The organism is Streptomyces litchfieldiae (assembly GCF_031845365.1).
Taxonomy (GTDB): domain Bacteria; phylum Actinomycetota; class Actinomycetes; order Streptomycetales; family Streptomycetaceae; genus Streptomyces; species Streptomyces litchfieldiae.
Genome location: NZ_JAVREL010000007.1, coordinates 207,531 through 223,288, shown reverse-complemented (window position 1 = coordinate 223,288; position 15,758 = coordinate 207,531). Strand labels below are relative to the sequence as shown.

General features: G+C 73.0%; 15 protein-coding genes. 14 read left to right on the top strand and 1 reads right to left on the bottom strand.

Annotated elements, in window-relative coordinates; genetic code table 11:
- The first annotated feature begins 158 nt into the window (after window positions 1–158).
- The 11 genes from RM590_RS14895 (at window position 159) to RM590_RS14845 (ending at window position 12,707) form a co-directional block, all read left to right on the top strand.
- Window positions 159–1,157 carry a serine/threonine-protein kinase gene (locus RM590_RS14895; protein WP_311705014.1) on the top strand — a complete coding sequence of 333 codons (999 nt, stop codon included), beginning with the start codon at window positions 159–161 and terminating at the stop codon, window positions 1,155–1,157.
- Window positions 1,154–1,573, top strand: a complete 420-nt coding sequence (locus RM590_RS14890) for a VOC family protein (RefSeq protein ID WP_311705013.1) — start codon at window positions 1,154–1,156, stop codon at window positions 1,571–1,573. The genes RM590_RS14895 and RM590_RS14890 overlap by 4 nt, the downstream gene beginning before the upstream one ends.
- Window positions 1,574–1,613: 40 nt before the next feature.
- Entirely contained in the window at window positions 1,614–2,093 is a 480-nt protein-coding gene (locus RM590_RS14885; protein WP_311705012.1) for a hypothetical protein, read from the top strand.
- A gap of 174 nt (window positions 2,094–2,267) precedes the next feature.
- On the top strand, window positions 2,268–3,233 hold the full coding sequence (locus RM590_RS14880) for a zinc-binding dehydrogenase (RefSeq protein WP_311705011.1): 966 nt from the start codon (window positions 2,268–2,270) through the stop codon (window positions 3,231–3,233).
- Window positions 3,234–3,243: 10 nt separating this feature from the next.
- Window positions 3,244–5,073, top strand: coding sequence for a glycoside hydrolase family 15 protein (locus tag RM590_RS14875; protein ID WP_311705010.1), 1,830 nt, complete (start codon window positions 3,244–3,246; stop codon window positions 5,071–5,073).
- Window positions 5,070–6,503, top strand: a complete 1,434-nt coding sequence (locus RM590_RS14870; protein ID WP_311705009.1) for a glucose-6-phosphate dehydrogenase — start codon at window positions 5,070–5,072, stop codon at window positions 6,501–6,503. The genes RM590_RS14875 and RM590_RS14870 overlap by 4 nt, the downstream gene beginning before the upstream one ends.
- Before the next feature lie 178 nt (window positions 6,504–6,681).
- Window positions 6,682–8,196 (top strand): N-acetylmuramoyl-L-alanine amidase, encoded by a 1,515-nt coding sequence (locus tag RM590_RS14865; protein ID WP_311705093.1) that lies wholly within the window; start codon window positions 6,682–6,684, stop codon window positions 8,194–8,196.
- Window positions 8,197–8,549: 353 nt separating this feature from the next.
- Window positions 8,550–9,434 carry a helix-turn-helix domain-containing protein gene (locus tag RM590_RS14860; protein ID WP_311705008.1) on the top strand — a complete coding sequence of 295 codons (885 nt, stop codon included), beginning with the start codon at window positions 8,550–8,552 and terminating at the stop codon, window positions 9,432–9,434.
- Entirely contained in the window at window positions 9,431–10,216 is a 786-nt protein-coding gene (locus tag RM590_RS14855) for an SAM-dependent methyltransferase (protein ID WP_311705007.1), read from the top strand. Before RM590_RS14860 ends, RM590_RS14855 begins: the two co-directional genes overlap by 4 nt.
- Before the next feature lie 143 nt (window positions 10,217–10,359).
- Complete coding sequence (locus RM590_RS14850; protein ID WP_311705006.1) at window positions 10,360–11,337, top strand: glycosyltransferase family 2 protein; 978 nt, start codon at window positions 10,360–10,362, stop codon at window positions 11,335–11,337.
- Window positions 11,334–12,707: a polysialyltransferase family glycosyltransferase gene (locus RM590_RS14845; RefSeq protein ID WP_311705005.1), complete on the top strand. Its 1,374-nt coding sequence runs from the start codon at window positions 11,334–11,336 to the stop codon at window positions 12,705–12,707. Before RM590_RS14850 ends, RM590_RS14845 begins: the two co-directional genes overlap by 4 nt.
- On the opposite strand, the gene RM590_RS14840 is transcribed toward RM590_RS14845, so the two are convergent.
- Entirely contained in the window at window positions 12,676–13,266 is a 591-nt protein-coding gene (locus RM590_RS14840; RefSeq protein WP_311705004.1) for a dihydrofolate reductase family protein, read from the bottom strand. The two genes, RM590_RS14845 and RM590_RS14840, sit on opposite strands and share 32 nt — an antisense overlap.
- A gap of 136 nt (window positions 13,267–13,402) precedes the next feature.
- Between RM590_RS14840 and RM590_RS14835 the strand changes: the two genes are divergently transcribed.
- Genes RM590_RS14835 through RM590_RS14825 form a run of 3 tightly spaced genes read left to right on the top strand, consistent with a single transcriptional unit; the run spans window position 13,403 to window position 15,758 of the window.
- Window positions 13,403–13,831 carry a hypothetical protein gene (locus RM590_RS14835; protein WP_311705003.1) on the top strand — a complete coding sequence of 143 codons (429 nt, stop codon included), beginning with the start codon at window positions 13,403–13,405 and terminating at the stop codon, window positions 13,829–13,831.
- The gene (locus RM590_RS14830; RefSeq protein WP_311705002.1) at window positions 13,828–14,787 is read left to right on the top strand and encodes a hypothetical protein; all 960 of its coding nucleotides are present in this window, start codon (window positions 13,828–13,830) and stop codon (window positions 14,785–14,787) included. The genes RM590_RS14835 and RM590_RS14830 overlap by 4 nt, the downstream gene beginning before the upstream one ends.
- Window positions 14,784–15,758, top strand: a complete 975-nt coding sequence (locus RM590_RS14825; RefSeq protein WP_311705001.1) for an AAA family ATPase — start codon at window positions 14,784–14,786, stop codon at window positions 15,756–15,758. The genes RM590_RS14830 and RM590_RS14825 overlap by 4 nt, the downstream gene beginning before the upstream one ends.

The window sequence follows — 15,758 nt, the reverse complement described above, 5'->3', positions numbered from 1 at the left end:
TTTCGCTTGACGCTTCTTCGCCGGTGAGCGAGGTTACTGTCCTGGGGATCGCCGGACGAGGGGCCGCAATGACCTTTGAACAAGCCGTGGTTCAGGCTGTGCGGGCAACGAAGGGAGTAGCCGTGACGGCAGAGGAGTCGGAGCCCGTCCTTTCTTTCGTGAGCGTCGCCCCCCGCGGCATTCTCCTTCTGCTCGTGCTGTTCGCCCTGATCGCCGTGCCCCTGCTGATCCGGCGTCGCCGGAGGAGGGCGGCGCGGCCGGTGCCCGCGCCCACCGTCGTCGTTCCCGCGCCCATGTCGCCCACCGTGACCGCGCCGGGGCCGCGTGCCGTCACGCTGTCGGAGGGCCGGTTCACGCCGCTGGAGGAGCTCGGCCGTGGCGGCATGGGCGTCGTCTGGCGGGCCAGGGACGGCGTGCTGGGCCGGCAGGTGGCGATCAAACAGCTCCTGCCGCCCTCCGGGCTCGCTCCCGACGCGCGAGGCACCATGCGAGCCCGCATGCTCCGTGAGGCTCGCGCCGCCGCGCAGCTCGACCACAGGAACGCCGTGACCGTCTACGACGTGCTCGTGGACCACGACTCGGTTCTCATCGTGATGGAGCTGGTCAAGGCCGAGACGCTGAGCAGGACGGTGGAGCGCGACGGGCCGCTGCCGCCCGCGCGGGCCGCCGCCATCGGCCGCGAGATGCTCGACGTGCTGACGGAAGCCCACGAACTCGGCATCGTCCACCGCGACGTGAAACCCGCCAACGTCCTGCTCCGGCAGGATGGATCGGTCAAGCTCGCCGACTTCGGCATCGCCCGGTTCGAGGGCGACCCCACGCTGACCGAGGCGGGCGCCATCATCGGTACCCCGGCCTATATGGCGCCGGAGCAGATCCGGGGCCTGGAGAGCTCACCCGCCACCGATCTGTGGGGCCTTGGGGCCACGCTCTTCTACGCGGTGGAGGGGCGGCCCGCTTTCGGCGGGCCCAGCCCGACGGCGGCCATGGCCGCCGTCCTCACCGACCCGCCGCTCACCCCGAGACGCGCGGGGACGCCACTGGGCCCGCTGCTCACCAGCCTGCTCGCGAAGGTCCCCCAGGACAGGCCGACGCCGGCCCAGTTGCGTTCCGCGCTGTCGCGGCTCGCGTTGAGCGCCAAGGACGCCACGGGGTGACCGGGCCCTCCCCCACCCCGCCCCGGGGATCCCTGCACCACATCGAGATCTGGGTCCCCGACCTCGCCAGGGCGACCCGGGACTGGGCCTGGCTCCTCGAAGCGTTCGGCTACACCCTTCACCAGGACTGGCCCACCGGGAAGAGCTGGCGCCACGGCCACACCTACCTCGTCCTCGAACAGTCCCCCGCGCTCACCACCACCCACCACGACCGCCGCGCCCCCGGCCTCAACCACCTCGCGTTCCACGCCGGAACCCGCCACGACGTCGACACCCTCACCGACAGGGCGCTCAACCACGGCTGGACCCTCCTCTTCCCCGACCGCCACCCCCACGCGGGCGGCCCCCAGCAGTACGCCGCGTACCTGGAAAACACCGACGGCTTCGAGATCGAACTCGTCGCCGCCCCGGAGTGACGGCAAGGCCGCTTCACTGCCCCCGAGGGAGCTCCCGTCCGTGCCGACGCCCGCCGACCACCTCGCCCTGGCCCGCACCGGGAGCGACGTGCGTCTCCTGCGCCAACTCGTGTACTGCCCCTACCCGTTCGTCTGGCAGGCGCTTGCCACGAACCCCCGTACCCCGCCCGTCGCCCTGCTGGAGTTGTGTGCGCGCCGCGACAACGTCTGGAGCGACAACGGGCTCCTGCGCCTGCTGGCGGAGCACCCCCGTGCGGACCGCGTCGTCCTGCGTGCCGTGCTGGAGGCGACGGCGGCCGGGCTCGTGCGGGGGGAGCGGCCCTATGGGGCCGTGCTCGCCCTGGCCGAACGGGGTGAGGTCGACGCGGACGAGGTGCGGCGGCTCGGGTCTCTTCCCGGGGCTTCCGCCCGGCTGCGGCGCGGACTCGCCCGGCGCCTGGCCTCGCGCGCATGCCCCACCGGGCGCCACCCGGAAGCGGACCGGTGGCGCCGTCGAATCGCGGTCCCGTGCGCCTCCTGAGAATATGCGGACAGGAAACGGCGCGGCCCGCCGTGCTTCGCCTTTCCGCCATTTCGGTGACGGTGACGTGCCGGGAGAGAGGTGCGGTGTTGTGAAGGCATTCGTGATGAAAGAAATCGGGCGGGTGGGTTCCTGGAGAAGCCCGAACCGCGGCTGGGGCCGGGGGACGCCGTCGTGCGGACGACCCGGGCTCTGATCTGCACCTCCGACTCCCATACCGTCAAGGGCGGCATCGGTCCCCGGGAGAGTTTGACGCTCGGACACGAGGCGGTGGGCGTCGTGCACGCCGTGGGGGACGAGGTGCGGGATTTCCGGCCCGGCGACCGTGTGCTGGCCGGTGCCATCACCCCGGACTGGGGCGACCGGGCCACCCAGAACGGCTTTCCGTCGCAGTCCGGCGGGCCGCTCGGGGGATTCAAGTTCGCGAATTCCAAGGACGGGGTCTTCGCCGACTACTTCCATGTGAACGACGCCGACGCCAATCTCGCGAAAATCCCCGACACCGTCTCGGACGAGGCGGCGGTGTACTGCGCCGATATGCTCTCGACCGGCTTCATGGGTGCCGAGAAGGGGATGATCCCGATCGGCGGAACCGTGGCCGTTCTCGCGCTGGGGCCGGTGGGCCTGATGGCGGTGGCGGGGGCCAGGCTGTGCGGCGCCGGGCTGGTCATCGGGGTCGAATCCGTTCCCGCCCGGCAGAAGCTGGCGCGGAGCTACGGCGCGGACGAGATCGTGGATTTCACGAGCGAGAACGTGGACGAGCGAATCCTGGAACTCACGCGGTGCCAGGGCGTGGACACCGCCATCGAGGCGCTCGGCGCGGACCCGACGTTCCAGACGGCGGTCAGGATCACCAAGCCGGGTGGCACGGTCTCCAACATCGGCTATTTCGGCGAAGGGGAATTCGTGCGCATCCCCCGCCTCGAATGGGGCGTCGGAATGGCCGACAAGACGATCGCGACGGGGCTCTGCCCCGGCGGAAGACTCCGCATGGAGCGGCTCCTGCGCCTGCTGGAGACACAGCGCGTCGACCCGTCACCCATGACGACCCATGAGTTCTCCTTCGACGACATGGAACGGGCCTTCGAGGTCTCCGACAAGAAGCTTGAGGACGTCGTGAAAGTCTTGATCACCTTCTAGGCGAGGCGGCATGTACGATCCCGATCCCCCGTTCCGGCCGGTCACCCGGCGCGACGGCTACCTGCCGCTGGAGGACCTCGGCCTCATCGGGGACGGCACGACGGCCGCGCTCGTCGGCCTGGACGGCTCCATCCCCTGGATGTGCCTCCCCCGGTTCGACGGCGAACCCCTGTTCTGCGGCCTGCTGGACCGGACCCGCGGTGGGCATTTCACCGTGGCCCCGGAGGATCTGCTGGAGGCCCGCCAGCGCTATGAGCCGGACACCGGCGTGCTGACGACCGAGCTGCGCACGCCCACCGGGCTCGTCCGCGTGACCGACGCGCTGGCCCTGCGCTCCGGCGCCGATCTCACCGACGACACCCCGGCCGACCGCGCCGAACTCGTGCGATCGGCGGTGGTGCTGGCCGGGAAGGTGCGGCTGCGGGCCGAGCTGGCGCCGCGCGGCGGCGGGCAGGCGCGGGCCCTGTTCAGCGGACTGGAGGTGCGGCCGTCCCGGCGGCCCGGCGTGCGGCTGCACCTGCGGTCCAACCGTCCGCTGGCCGGCCTGAGCAGCACCCACGACCTGCGGGAGGGGGACCGGCTCGATCTCGTGCTGTCCTGGGGCCGCTTCCACCGCCACCACCGGTTCGACGCGGAAACGACGCTGCGCGGAACCGCCGACGCGTGGCGCCGCTGGATGACGCACTTCGCCTACGACGGTCCCGAGGAAGCCCTGGTCAGGCGGTCCGCGATCACGCTGAAACTGTGCGACGACTGGACCAACGGCTCGCTGGTCGCGGCACCGACCTCCTCCCTGCCGGCCCCGATCGGCGGTGTCCGCAACTGGGACTACCGCTACGCCTGGATCCGCGACGCGGCCTTCACCGTGTTCGCGCTGCGCCGCATCGGCTATCAGGGCGAGGCCGACGCCTTCCTCGGCTGGGTGCTGGACGCCTTCGAGTACAGCGGGCGGCCCCGGATCATGTACGACCTGCACGGCGGCCCGGTGCCGGACGAGGTGGAGGACGGCGACCTGGAGGGCTACCGGCACTCCTCGCCGGTGCGCTGGGGCAACGGCGCGGCCGACCAGCGCCAGCACGACGTCTACGGCGAGATCCTGGACTGCGCCGACCAGTGGCTGCGCGCCGGCGGCGAGATGCAGCCCGGACTGTGGGCGGGCCTGACCGGGCTGGCCGACGCCGCCGAGCAGGCCTGGCGGCAGCCGGACCAGGGGATCTGGGAAGTGCGCGGCGAGGGCCGGGTGTTCACCTACTCGGCCGGAATGTGCCAGGTGGCCCTGGACCGGACCGCGGCGATGGCGGAACGGCTCGGCCTGCCGGGGCGGATCAGCGCGTGGCGGGCCTCGGCGGACGAACTGCGCCGGCTGATCCTGGAGCAGTCCTGGGACGAGGACGCGCGGACCCTCAGCGCGCACCTGGACGGTGGCGGCGTCCTGGACGCGAGCCTGCTCGCGCTTCCGCTGCGCCAGGTCGTGCCGCCCGATCACCCGCGGATGGTGGCGACCGCGACGGCCGTCGCCGAGCGCCTGTCGGCCGGTGACGGGCTGCTCTACCGCTACCTGCACAGCGAGCTGCCCGACGGTCTGGCAGGCGACGAGGGCGCGTTCGTGCTGTGCAGTTTCTGGCTGGTCGACAACCTGATCGGCCAGGGCCGGATCGGGGAGGCCGAGGAGCTGTACGCCTCGCTGTGCGCCCGGGCGAGCCCGCTCGGGCTGCTGCCGGAACAGATCCACCCGTCCACAGGAGAGTTCATGGGCAACTTCCCCCAGGCGTTCAGCCACATCGGGATCATCGCCAGCGGCGTGAACCTGGCCCGGGCGAGCGCGGGCGCGCGGACATGATCGACCGGCTCGCCGTCTTCGGCGCGACAGGCGACCTCAGCGCCCGTTACCTGCTGCCCGCGCTGGCCGACCTGCGGGCGGCGGGGCACCTGCCCGAGCGGTTCGAACTGACCGGCGCGAGCCGGGAGGACTGGGACGACGAGCGGTTCCGCGCGTGGATCGCCGACCAGCTCGACCGCCACTGCGGGCCCTGTCCGCGCGACGCCAAGGAGGCGGTCGCCGCCTCGGCCCGCTACCGGCGGGCCGATGTCACCGACGCCGCCGACATCGCCGCGGCCATCGCCGGCGCCGGACCCGTCGCCGTCTATCTCGCCCTGCCCCCGGGCCTGTTCCCGACCGTCGTCACCGCGCTGCACGGCACGGGCCTGCCGCCGGGCAGCCGGGTCGTGCTGGAGAAGCCGTTCGGCGAGGACCTGGCCGGCGCGCAGGAGCTGAACCGGCTTCTCGCCGGGCTGGTGCCGGAGCAGGCGGTGTTCCGGGTGGACCACTTCCTGGCCATGACGACCGTCCAGAACGTGCTCGGCAGCCGGCTCGCCAACCGCGTGCTGGAACCTCTCTGGAACAGCACCCACATCGCCGAGATCGAGATCGTCTGGGACGAGACCCTCGCGCTGGAGGGCAGGGCCGGCTACTACGACACGGTCGGCGCCCTCAAGGACATGGTGCAGAACCATCTGCTCCAACTGCTCTGCCTGGTGGCCATGGAGCCGCCGCTCACCCTGGGCGAGCGGGACCTGCGCGACCGGAAGGTGGACGTGCTGCGGTCGGTGCGGCTCCTCACCGACTACGACGTCACGCACCGCACGCGCCGCGCGCGCTACCTCCCCGGCCGGATCGGCGACCGCGACATTCCCGCGTACGCCGACGAGGAGGGCGTGGACCCGGCGCGCCACACCGAGACGTTCGCCGAGATCGAACTGGAGCTGGACAACTGGCGCTGGGCCGGCACGACGTTCCGGCTGCGCAGCGGCAAGGCGCTGAAGGCCGACCGCAAGGAGGTCGCGGTGCGCTTCCGTTCGGTGCCGCATCTGCCCTTCGGCCAGGGCGGTGAGGCTCTGCCCAACGTGCTGCGCTTCGGGCTCGAACCGGAGGGCCTGTCCCTGGATCTGATGGGCATCGGCCCCCGGGCGAACATTCTCACGCCGCTCTCGCTCACCGCCCGGATGGCGGCGCCCGACCTCCCCGCCTATGGCCGGCTCCTGCTGGATGTCCTCAAGGGGGAACCGGCCCTGTCCATCCGCGGCGACGAGGCCGAGGAGGCGTGGCGGGTGGTCGCCCCCGTGCTGTCGGCCTGGGAGCGGGACCTCGTTCCGCTGGAGGAGTACCCGGCCGGCTCGGACGGGCCGCCCCCGCGCGAGGGGACCGGCGGCGGGCCGCGGCGGCGGGACGACCTGCTCCACGAGGGGGCGGCTCCCCCGGTCATTCCCTGACGCGCGCTCGGCGCACCGCGCGGGCCCAACGGCGGCCTGGCCAGGCGTTGTTGACATGGCCATGGTTCTAGCTCAAGGGTGGATCTCGAACGCGCGCCCGACCCCACGGGGCGCCGCGTACGTCATCTGCGAACGGAGAAGCGTGTTCAGACGATCTTCCCGATCCCGGCGGCTGGGCATGACGGCCCTGGCGGGCGCGGCCCTCGCCGCGCTGCTGGCCACGGCGCAGCCCGCCATCGCCACCGAGGCCGGTGACCCGGTCGGCGCCGCGTTCGACGAGGCCGCGGCGGAGTACCAGGTGCCCCGGGACCTGCTGGTCGCGGTCGGCTACGGCGAGACCCGCCTCGACGACCACGACGGCCTGCCGAGCCACGCGCGCGGCTACGGCGTGATGCACCTGGTGAGCAACCCGACCCACCGCACGCTGGAGACGGCGGCGGCGGAAACCGGCCTGCCGACCGCCGAGTTGCGGCGCGACACCACGGCGAACATCCACGGCGGCGCGGCCGTTCTACGCGCGTATGCCGACGACCTCGGGCTGTCCGCCGCCGACCGGGGCGACCTCGGCGCCTGGTACCCGGTGGTCGCCCGCTACGGCGGCGCCACCGAGGACGTCACCGCGCGGCTGTACGCGGACGCGGTCTACGAACTGCTGCGGGACGGCATCTCCGCCCCCGTCGCGGGGGGTGAGCGGGTGGAGGTCGCGCCGCGCCCGGTCAGCCCCGAGCGCGGGCGGTACGCAGCCGCCAGCCTCGGCACGCTCAGCACGGACTATCCGCCCGCCCGCTGGGTCCCGGCCAGCTCCGCCAACTACGCGACGGGCCGTACCCAGCCGATCAGCGCGGTCGTCATCCATGTCACCCAGGGCTCCTACGCCGGCTCGATCAGTTGGTTCCAGAACCCGGCCTCGCAGGTCAGCGCCCACTACGTCATCCGCTCCTCGGACGGCGAGGTCACCCAGACGGTGCGCGACGCGAACACCGCCTGGCACGCGCGCTCGGGCAACCCCTACAGCATCGGCATCGAACACGAGGGCTGGGTCGACCAGCCGTCCTGGTTCACGGACGCGATGTACCGCTCCTCCGCCGCCCTGACCCGGCACCTCGCCGACCGGTACGGCATCCCTCGGGACCGGCAGCACATCGTCGGCCACTCCGAGGTGCCGGGCAACGACCACACCGACCCGGGCCCGCACTGGGACTGGGACCACTACATGGAGCTGATCGGCGGCGACCCCGGCGAACCGGGCGCCCCCCAGCTCGACTTCCCGTCGTACGCGACGCTGAGCTCGGGCTCAACGGGCCCGCAGGTGGCGGCACTTCAGCATCTCCTCACCCAGAACGGGCACAACGCCGGCGCCACCGACGGCGACTTCGGCCCGGCCACCGGGAGCGCGGTCCGCTCGTTCCAGTCCTCGCGCGGCCTCACCGCCGACGGCGTCGTCGGGCGGCGCACCTGGACCGCTCTGCTGTCCGCCGGCACCAGACCCTCGCTGGGCGAGGGCAGCACGGGCGAGGCCGTGTCACGGCTCCAGCGGGCGCTGACCGCCGCGCTGGGCCGGACCGTCTCGATCGACGGCGACTTCGGCCCGCTCACCGAACAGGCCGTCCGCGACTACCAGAGCAGCCGCGGCCTGTCCGTCGACGGCCTGGTCGGCTCCCAGACGTGGACGGCGCTCCAGGCGGGCAGGTAGGCCCTGTCCGGCCGGTCTAGCCGGGCCCGCGACGCCAGCTACGGCCACTCGCTGCTCCCCCAGCTAACGCTGGGAGGTGCCCCCAACCGAATCGCGCGAGTACGGCCAAGTACGAGCTGCGATCCGGCGCCTTGCGATTGACCGCATCTGACGCCCCGGGCTGATCCGACGAGACCGACCGGACAGGACCTAGCGAACCGGCGGGGACCGCGCCGGGCGGTCCCCGCCACCGAACTGCCGTATCGCACCGCATCCCTGACGGACGGACGAACCGCGCGACGCGCACTGTGCAACTGAACAAAGTGATTTAATGCCTTGGTCGTACCGACGCTCGTCGACCAGCAGGGAGAGGCATGTCGCGAGCCCGCTCCGGCGCCACGACCGCGCTGCGTCTGCTCGCGGCCGACCTGCGCATTCGCCGCGAGGCCGCCGGAATGTCGATAGCCGCCGCCGCCGAGAAGCTGGACGTCCACCCCACGACCATCCGCCGCCTGGAGGCCGCCCGGCACACCCTCAAGCCGGCCACCGTCGCGCATCTCCTGACGCTGTACGGAACGGCGCCGGAGGAGGTCGCGCGCATCCTCACCGCGCTCTCCCAGGCCAACCAGCCCGGCTGGTGGCACGAGTTCCGGGATCTGCTCACCCCGGAGCAGTCGGACATCCTCGACTTCGAGTCGTCGGCCGGGCTCATCCGCAGCTACGCGCCGGCGCTGGTGCCCGACCTCCTCCAGACGGAGGGGTACGCCCGCGTCCTGCTGCGCCGGCACCACCCGCAGGACGACGCCGCCACCCTCGACCGCCGGATCGCGCTGCTGGCCGCCCGCCGCCGGGCGGCCTTCGAGCGGGAACGGCCGCTGCGGCTGTGGGTGCTGATCGAGGAGGCCGCGTTGCACCGCCCCATTGGCGACCCGGGTGTGATGCGCGAGCAGATCGCCTACCTGGACGCGCTGGCCGCCGACCGGTCCTCCACCCGAACGGTCCAGGTCATGCCCCTGGACGCGCCGACGCACCCGATGCTCGCCAGCGGCACCGTTCACGTCATGCGCTTCGAACACCCGTATCTGGCCGATCGTCTGGTGGTGAGCGGGCTGCACCAGGTCGCCGCCACCATCACCGACGACATCGGCGCCGTCCGGCAGTACGCCCGCGCGCTGGACCTGGCGTGCATGGCGGCCCCGGAGCCCCACACCCCCGTGCCCACCGGTCCTTCACTCACCCAGGGAGACGAGCAGCAGTGACGTCACAGCCGCGGCCCCGGCCGCACATCGATACCAGCGTTCCCCATTCCGCCCGCGTCTGGAACTGGGTGCTCGGCGGGAAGGACCACTTCGAGGCCGACGAGAAGCTCGGCGAGTATCTGCGGGAGCACTACCCGTCGGCCCTCAACGTGGCCCGGGCGTCCCGCGACTTCCTGCGCCGCGTGGTGCGGACCCTCGTCGAGGAGGAGGGGATACGGCAGTTCCTCGACATCGGCACGGGCCTGCCCACCGCCGACAACACCCACGAGGTCGCCCAGCGGTACGCCTCCGAGTGCCGGATCGTGTACGTGGACAACGACCCGCTGGTCCTGACGCACGCCCGCGCCCTGCTCACCACGCACCCGGACGGGGCCACCGACTATGTCGAGGCCGACGTGCGCGACCCCGACACCGTTTTCCAGGAGGCCGCGAAGACCCTGGACTTCGACAAGCCGGTGGCCCTGATGCTGCTGAGCATGCTCGGCCACATCGACCCCGACGAGGCGGCGCTGCTCGTCCAGCGGTACACCGCCCGGCTGGCCCCGGGCAGCTTCCTGGCCACCTGCGACTCGATCAACGCGCCGGAGATGCTCAAGCTCAACGAGGACTACGCGGCGTCCGGGGCCGTGCCCTACATCTGCCGCTCGCCGGAGCAACTGGCGGCCACCGCGACCGGGCTGGAGATCCTGCCGCCCGGTGTGGGCCCGCTGAACGAGTGGCGGCCCGGCGGCGCCACGCTCGAACCGACCTACCAGTGGGGCCTGCTGGCGCGCAAGCCCTGACCGGGGCGCCGCCGCCGGGGCCCACCGGCCGGGTCATCCCCCGGGGGGACCCGGCTGGCGAGGCGCGGCCGGCCGTGGTCAGCTACGAAAGCGAGCCGGGAAGGTCCCGTGCCGGTGGGGGATGGCGCCCACGGTGGTGACCCATGGCCAGTGAGCCATCGCTTTCCGTCATAGTCCTGTGCTGCGACGTCCGGGAGTTCCTGGCGGACGCCGTGACCAGCCTGGCCAACAACGCGCGGGACGACTTCGAGTTCCTGTTCGTCGACGACGCGTCGACCGACGGCACGGCCGAGGTGCTGGACGCCGCGGTGCGGCGGCTGCCGAACGCCACCGTGCTCCGGCAGGAGGTCAACGCGGGGCCGGCCTCGGCCCGCAACAGGGGCATCGACGAGGCCCGGGGGCGTTACCTCACGTTCCTCGACGGGGACGACTGGCTGGACCGCGGCTATCTGCCGCGCCTGCTCGACATCATCGAGCGCCACGACGTGGACTTCCTGCGCACCGACCACGTGCGGGTCACCGGCCTGCGGCGCACGATCCGGCGCGCCCCGGTCGCGCGGCGCGACGTCCCCCTGAACCCCCGGGAGTCCATCCTCCCGGTGCACACCAGCACGATGGTGGACTATCCCTACTCCTGGGCCGGGATCTACCACCGGCGGCTCCTCGACCGGGGACTGCTGCGCTTCCCCGAGGGACTGCGCACCGCGGAGGACCGCCCCTGGATCTGGAACCTGCACCGGCGGGCCGACTCGTTCCTGGTGCCCAGCCTGTACGGGGTGTTCTACCGCCGCGGGGTGGCCACCTCCCTCACCCAGATAGGCGACGCGCGGCAGCTCGATTTCATCCGCGCGTTCGACCAGGTGCTGGCCGACCTGGAGCGGGACCCGGAGGCGGACCTGCTGCGCCCCAAGGCCATCCGCAACTACTGCGCCGTGATCCTCCACCACCTGCGCCACACCCAGCGGCTGGAGCGGTCCGTGAAGCGCAGCCTCCGGCAGCTCAGCGCGCAGGCCCTGCGCCGCATCCCGCACGACCATCTCGGCGCCGCGCTGGCCGGCATGAACGAGGAGCGGGCCCACACGCTGCGCCGACTGCTCGGCCGTCGGGGGGTGGCCGCGTGACCGCCCAGGTGTTCCTGGCGACCACCCTGTACGGCGCGGCGACCCTGGCCGCCGCGCTCCGTTCGGGCCTCTTCGGGGACCGCCGCGCCCACCGCCGGCTGCTGGTGGTGGGCAACACCGCGAGCCGGCCCGAACTGAGCGTTCCGCTGGACGAGATGACCGGCTTCGGGGCGATCGCCGGGGAGTTCGACGCACGGCACTCGTGGAACGCCACGATCGCGCCCTACCACCCGTCCGACTGGGCGCCGCGGCCGGCGGACGCCGCGCTGTGGGAGAGGATGCTGCGGCGCGCCTGGGACCTGGGCGACGGGCCGGTCGAGGTGGCCTGCGAGTCCATTCAGGTGAGCCCGGCCCGGGCACTGGCCACGATCTTCGCGGACGCCCCGGTCCACATCTACGCCGATGGACTGATGAGTTACGGCCCGACCCGGAACGGGGTCCCGCCCGAGTTGAGCACCCGCCTGCGCCGGCTCCTGCACCCGGTGCTGGTGCCCGGCCTGCGCCCGCTGCTGCTGAGCGAGCACGGCGTCGAGCAGGTGGCGATCCCGGGCGAGCACGTCCAGGGCGTCCTGTCGGCGATCGGGTCGGCCGGCGCCGGTGTCCTGGAACGCTCGCTGCCCGCCGGCCCGCCGCCCACGGCCGTTCTGCTGGGCCAGTACCTGTCCGCACTGGGGCTCATCACCGAGGCGGAGGAGGAGGACCTGCACGCGCGCATGCTGCGCGGAGCCGCGGCCCGCGGACACGCGTCGGTGCTGTTCAAGCCGCACCCCACCGCGCCCGCCCGGATCGCCGGCGCCCTGGAGCGGACGGCGCGCGAGCTCGGCGTGCGCCTGACCGTGTCGGAGACGCCGCTGCTGGCCGAGACGCTGTTCGCGCACCTGCGTCCCCGGCTGGTCGTCGGCTGCTTCTCCACGGCGCTGATGACCGCAGCCACCCTGTACGGCGTCCCCACGGCGCGCGTCGGCACGGAACTGCTGCTGGAGCGGATCACCCCCTACCAGAACAGCAACCGCGTTCCCCTGACGATCGTCGACGCGCTGCTGCCCGACCTGGAGGATCCCGGGGTCCCCGTCACCGCGCCGGACCTCTCCCCCGGCGCGGTGAGTGACCGCCTCGCCCCGCTGGTGCGGGCCGTGGGCTACTGCATGCAGTCCGCCCGGTACCCGGAGCTGCGGGACGAGACCGCCGCGCTGCTCCGGGCGCGGCTTCCCGAGGACCGGCGGTACTTCAAGCGGCGCCGGCTCACCGCCCTGGACCTGCCGGGCAGCGCGCCCGGCCGGGCACGGATCCTGCGCCGCAACCCCACGGTGCGCCGCGCGGTCCGGCTGGCCCGCTCGCTCAGACCGGCACCGGCCCGGACGTGCCGGTGACCGCGCCGCGCCGCTCGTAGCGCAGATACAGGGTGCCGGAGGCGAAGACGCGGTACTCGGTCAGCGCCAGTTCGAGCTCCCGGCCCCGCGGGAGGAACGGCTTGCCGCCGCCCACCGCCACGGGCATGACGAACAGCCGGAACTCGTCGATCAGGTCCAGCAGCGAGGCGGCCAACTGTGCGCCGCCGAGGTGCAGTTCGCCCTCCGTCTCCTCCTTCAGCCGCCGCACCTCGGCCACGGCGTCGGCGCGGCGCACGAGGCGGACCCCCTCGGGAACGCTTTCCAGCGTGTCGGAGAACACGATCCTCGGGGTGCGCAGGTAGAGACGGGCGAACTCGGCCTCGACCTCGGGCAGATCCTCCTGCCGCGCGGCCGAGGTCCAGGGCTCCTCCATCGCCTCGTAGAGTCCCCGCCCGAAGAGGAACGCGGCGGCCTGCCGGGTCTGCTCGTTCGCCATGCGGTGCACCTCCTGGTCCGGTGCCGAGAACCCGATGTCGCCGTTCGCGTCCTCGATGTAGCCGTCGAGCGACGACATCATCGAGTACAGGACCTTGGCCATGACTGCTCCTCCGTGCCGGGTGACATGTTCTTCCGGCAGGGCAGACCCGCCGGCGCGGCAAAACTCAGCGCCGGGGCACGCCGATCGCGCGCTGCTCGTACCATGTGGTGCGACAGACGTGACAGGGGGTCAGCGGATGGACACGGACATCGCCCGGGCACGCGGCGTCTACGGCAGGCTCATCGATCCGGACGCCACCGGGTTCGGCGCCCGGCTGGACGTCACGCCCGACGACCGGGCCGACGAGGTGAGCCTGCGGCTGTCGCGGCTCTTCGGGGAACGGCCCGAGCTGGCCGGGGTGATGATCCGTCTGGGCGGGCGGGACGTGGGCGTCAGCACCCCCGCCCGGCTGCGGGCCGCCGCCGGGCAGGCCAACGTGGCGGTGCCCGAGGCCGGGATGGCCGACCGGGCGAGCCTGCCGGGGCTGTCGGGGCAGTACCGGGCGATCCGGTTCGCCTGCGGCAGCGCCGGGTGCGGGGCGGCACAGACGCTTTCCTATTACGACCCGCGGCTCCATCCCGTGTGCGCCGAGGCCGGGCACGGCGCGATGGAACTGCAACGGTGAGCCTGCCCTCGACGATCGGACCGCCCGCCGAGTCGGGCACCGGGCCCCGGTTCTTCCTGATGGGCCATCTCCCGCTGTACGCCGCACTGTTGTTCCTGCTGATGCTGTTCTGGTCGGGCGCCCGGGCCTGGCGGGAGCCGGTGGGCGGCGGGCCGAGCCCGGCGGCGGCCTGGGAGACGGCGGGCAGCCTGCGCGCCGGTGAGCTGGTGGTCCTGGTGCTGGCGGTCATGCTGGCCGCCGTCCTGCTCCAGCCGCTGCAACTCCCGCTGATCCGGCTCCTGGAGGGCGGCCGGCCCCGGCTGCCCGGCGCCGGGGCGACACGGCGGCGGCAACTGGCCAGGAAACGATCCTGGGAGGCGGCGGCGGCACTGCCGCCGGACGGCGTGCTCGCCCCGGAGCAGGTCCAGCGGGCCGGGGCCGCGGGGCACGAGCTGCGGCGCCGTTTCCCGCTGCCCGACCATCTGGTGACCCCGACCGCGCTGGGCAACGCCCTGGCGGCGATCGGGGACCGGGCCGGCCGGCCCTACGGCCTGGACGCGGTGGCCGCCTGGCCCCGGCTGTACTCGGTGCTGGGCGAGCAGCACCGGGCGCTGGTGGACGACCGGCGGGACACCGTGGACACGGCGGCCCGGATGTGCGCCGTGATGGCGCTGACCGCGCCGGTGTCGGCGGTGCTGCTGGCGCGTTCGGGCTGGTGGCTGGCGCTGGCCCTGGTCCCGCTGGCGCTGTCGTGGATCTCCTACCGGGGCGCGGTGCAGGCCGCGTTGGCGTACGGGGAGTCCGTGCAGGTGGCGTTCGACCTGCACCGCTTCGATCTGCTGGCCGCGCTGCGCCTGGCGGCGCCCGCCGGGCAGGCCGACGAACGCGCGCTCAACGTCCAGCTCAGCGACCTGTGGCGGCAGGGCGTGCCGCTGGATCCCGCACTCCGCTACTCACTGAACGGTGATGCCGAATGACGTCGTTGGCCGAGGTGGCCGAAGTGGGCCCGATCCTCCCGTACTCGCTGCTGGTCGGGCACCAGGAGCTGCGCACCGCGCTGGAGATCGCCTATGTCAACGAGGCGGTGGGCGGGGTGCTGGCCACGGGGCAGCGGGGCACGGCGAAAACGACGACGGTGCGGGCGTTCACCATGATGACGGTGGGCGAGCTGCCGGTGACGCTGCCGATCGGGGCGACCGACGACCGGGTGCTGGGCGGCTGGCAGATCAAGAAGCTGATGCAGGGCGCGGCGGAGCCGGAGGACGGGCTGCTGGTGGAGGCGGCCCGGTCGGCGGCCCGGATGCTGTATGTCGACGAGATCAATCTGCTCGACGACTACCTGGTCAACATCATTCTGGACGTGGTCTCCACCGGCATCCTCAGCGTCCAGCGGGAGGGGCGGGTGCAGCGGCCGCAGCGCGTGGACTTCACGCTGGTCGGCACGATGAACCCGGACGAGGGCGGGCTGCGCCCCCAACTGCTGGACAGATTCGGCCTGGTGGCCACCGTGCAGCCGGAGGAGGACGCGGCGCAGCGGCAGCGCGTGGTGGAGACGGTGCTGCGTTTCGAGGCGGAACGGGACGACCCGGACTCGGAGTTCCTGGCCGAGGCCCGGCGGCGCGACGCGGAGCGGAAGCGGGCGCTGGACGCGGCGCGGGAGCGGCTGGGCGCGGTGCGGTACGGGCCGGGCACGGCCGCCGCGTGCGCGCGGCTGGCCGCGGCGTTCCGGCTGGTGGGGCACCGGGGCGATCTGGTGCTGGGGCGGGCGAGCCGGGCGCTGGCCGCGATCGACGGCGAGCCGGAGGTGACCGAGCGCCATGTGCGGCGGGTGGCCCGGATGGTGCTGGTGCACCGGCGGGCGCCGGGGGACTCGGGCACGCTGCCGGAGTGGACGGCCGAGGACGACGCCCGGGTGGCCGAGCAACTGCCGCACTCCGGGGCGGAGTAG

Excerpts from the sequence above, each read along its gene's own strand:
- RM590_RS14875 (WP_311705010.1), top strand. The coding sequence starts at position 3,244 with ATGTACGATCCCGATCCCCCGTTCCGGCCGGTCACCCGGCGCGACGGC.
- RM590_RS14870 (WP_311705009.1), top strand. The coding sequence starts at position 5,070 with ATGATCGACCGGCTCGCCGTCTTCGGCGCGACAGGCGACCTCAGCGCC.
- RM590_RS14865 (WP_311705093.1), top strand. The coding sequence starts at position 6,682 with ATGACGGCCCTGGCGGGCGCGGCCCTCGCCGCGCTGCTGGCCACGGCG.
- RM590_RS14860 (WP_311705008.1), top strand. The coding sequence starts at position 8,550 with ATGTCGCGAGCCCGCTCCGGCGCCACGACCGCGCTGCGTCTGCTCGCG.
- RM590_RS14850 (WP_311705006.1), top strand. The coding sequence starts at position 10,360 with ATGGCCAGTGAGCCATCGCTTTCCGTCATAGTCCTGTGCTGCGACGTC.
- RM590_RS14840 (WP_311705004.1), bottom strand. The coding sequence starts at position 13,266 with ATGGCCAAGGTCCTGTACTCGATGATGTCGTCGCTCGACGGCTACATC.
- RM590_RS14835 (WP_311705003.1), top strand. The coding sequence starts at position 13,403 with ATGGACACGGACATCGCCCGGGCACGCGGCGTCTACGGCAGGCTCATC.
- RM590_RS14825 (WP_311705001.1), top strand. The coding sequence starts at position 14,784 with ATGACGTCGTTGGCCGAGGTGGCCGAAGTGGGCCCGATCCTCCCGTAC.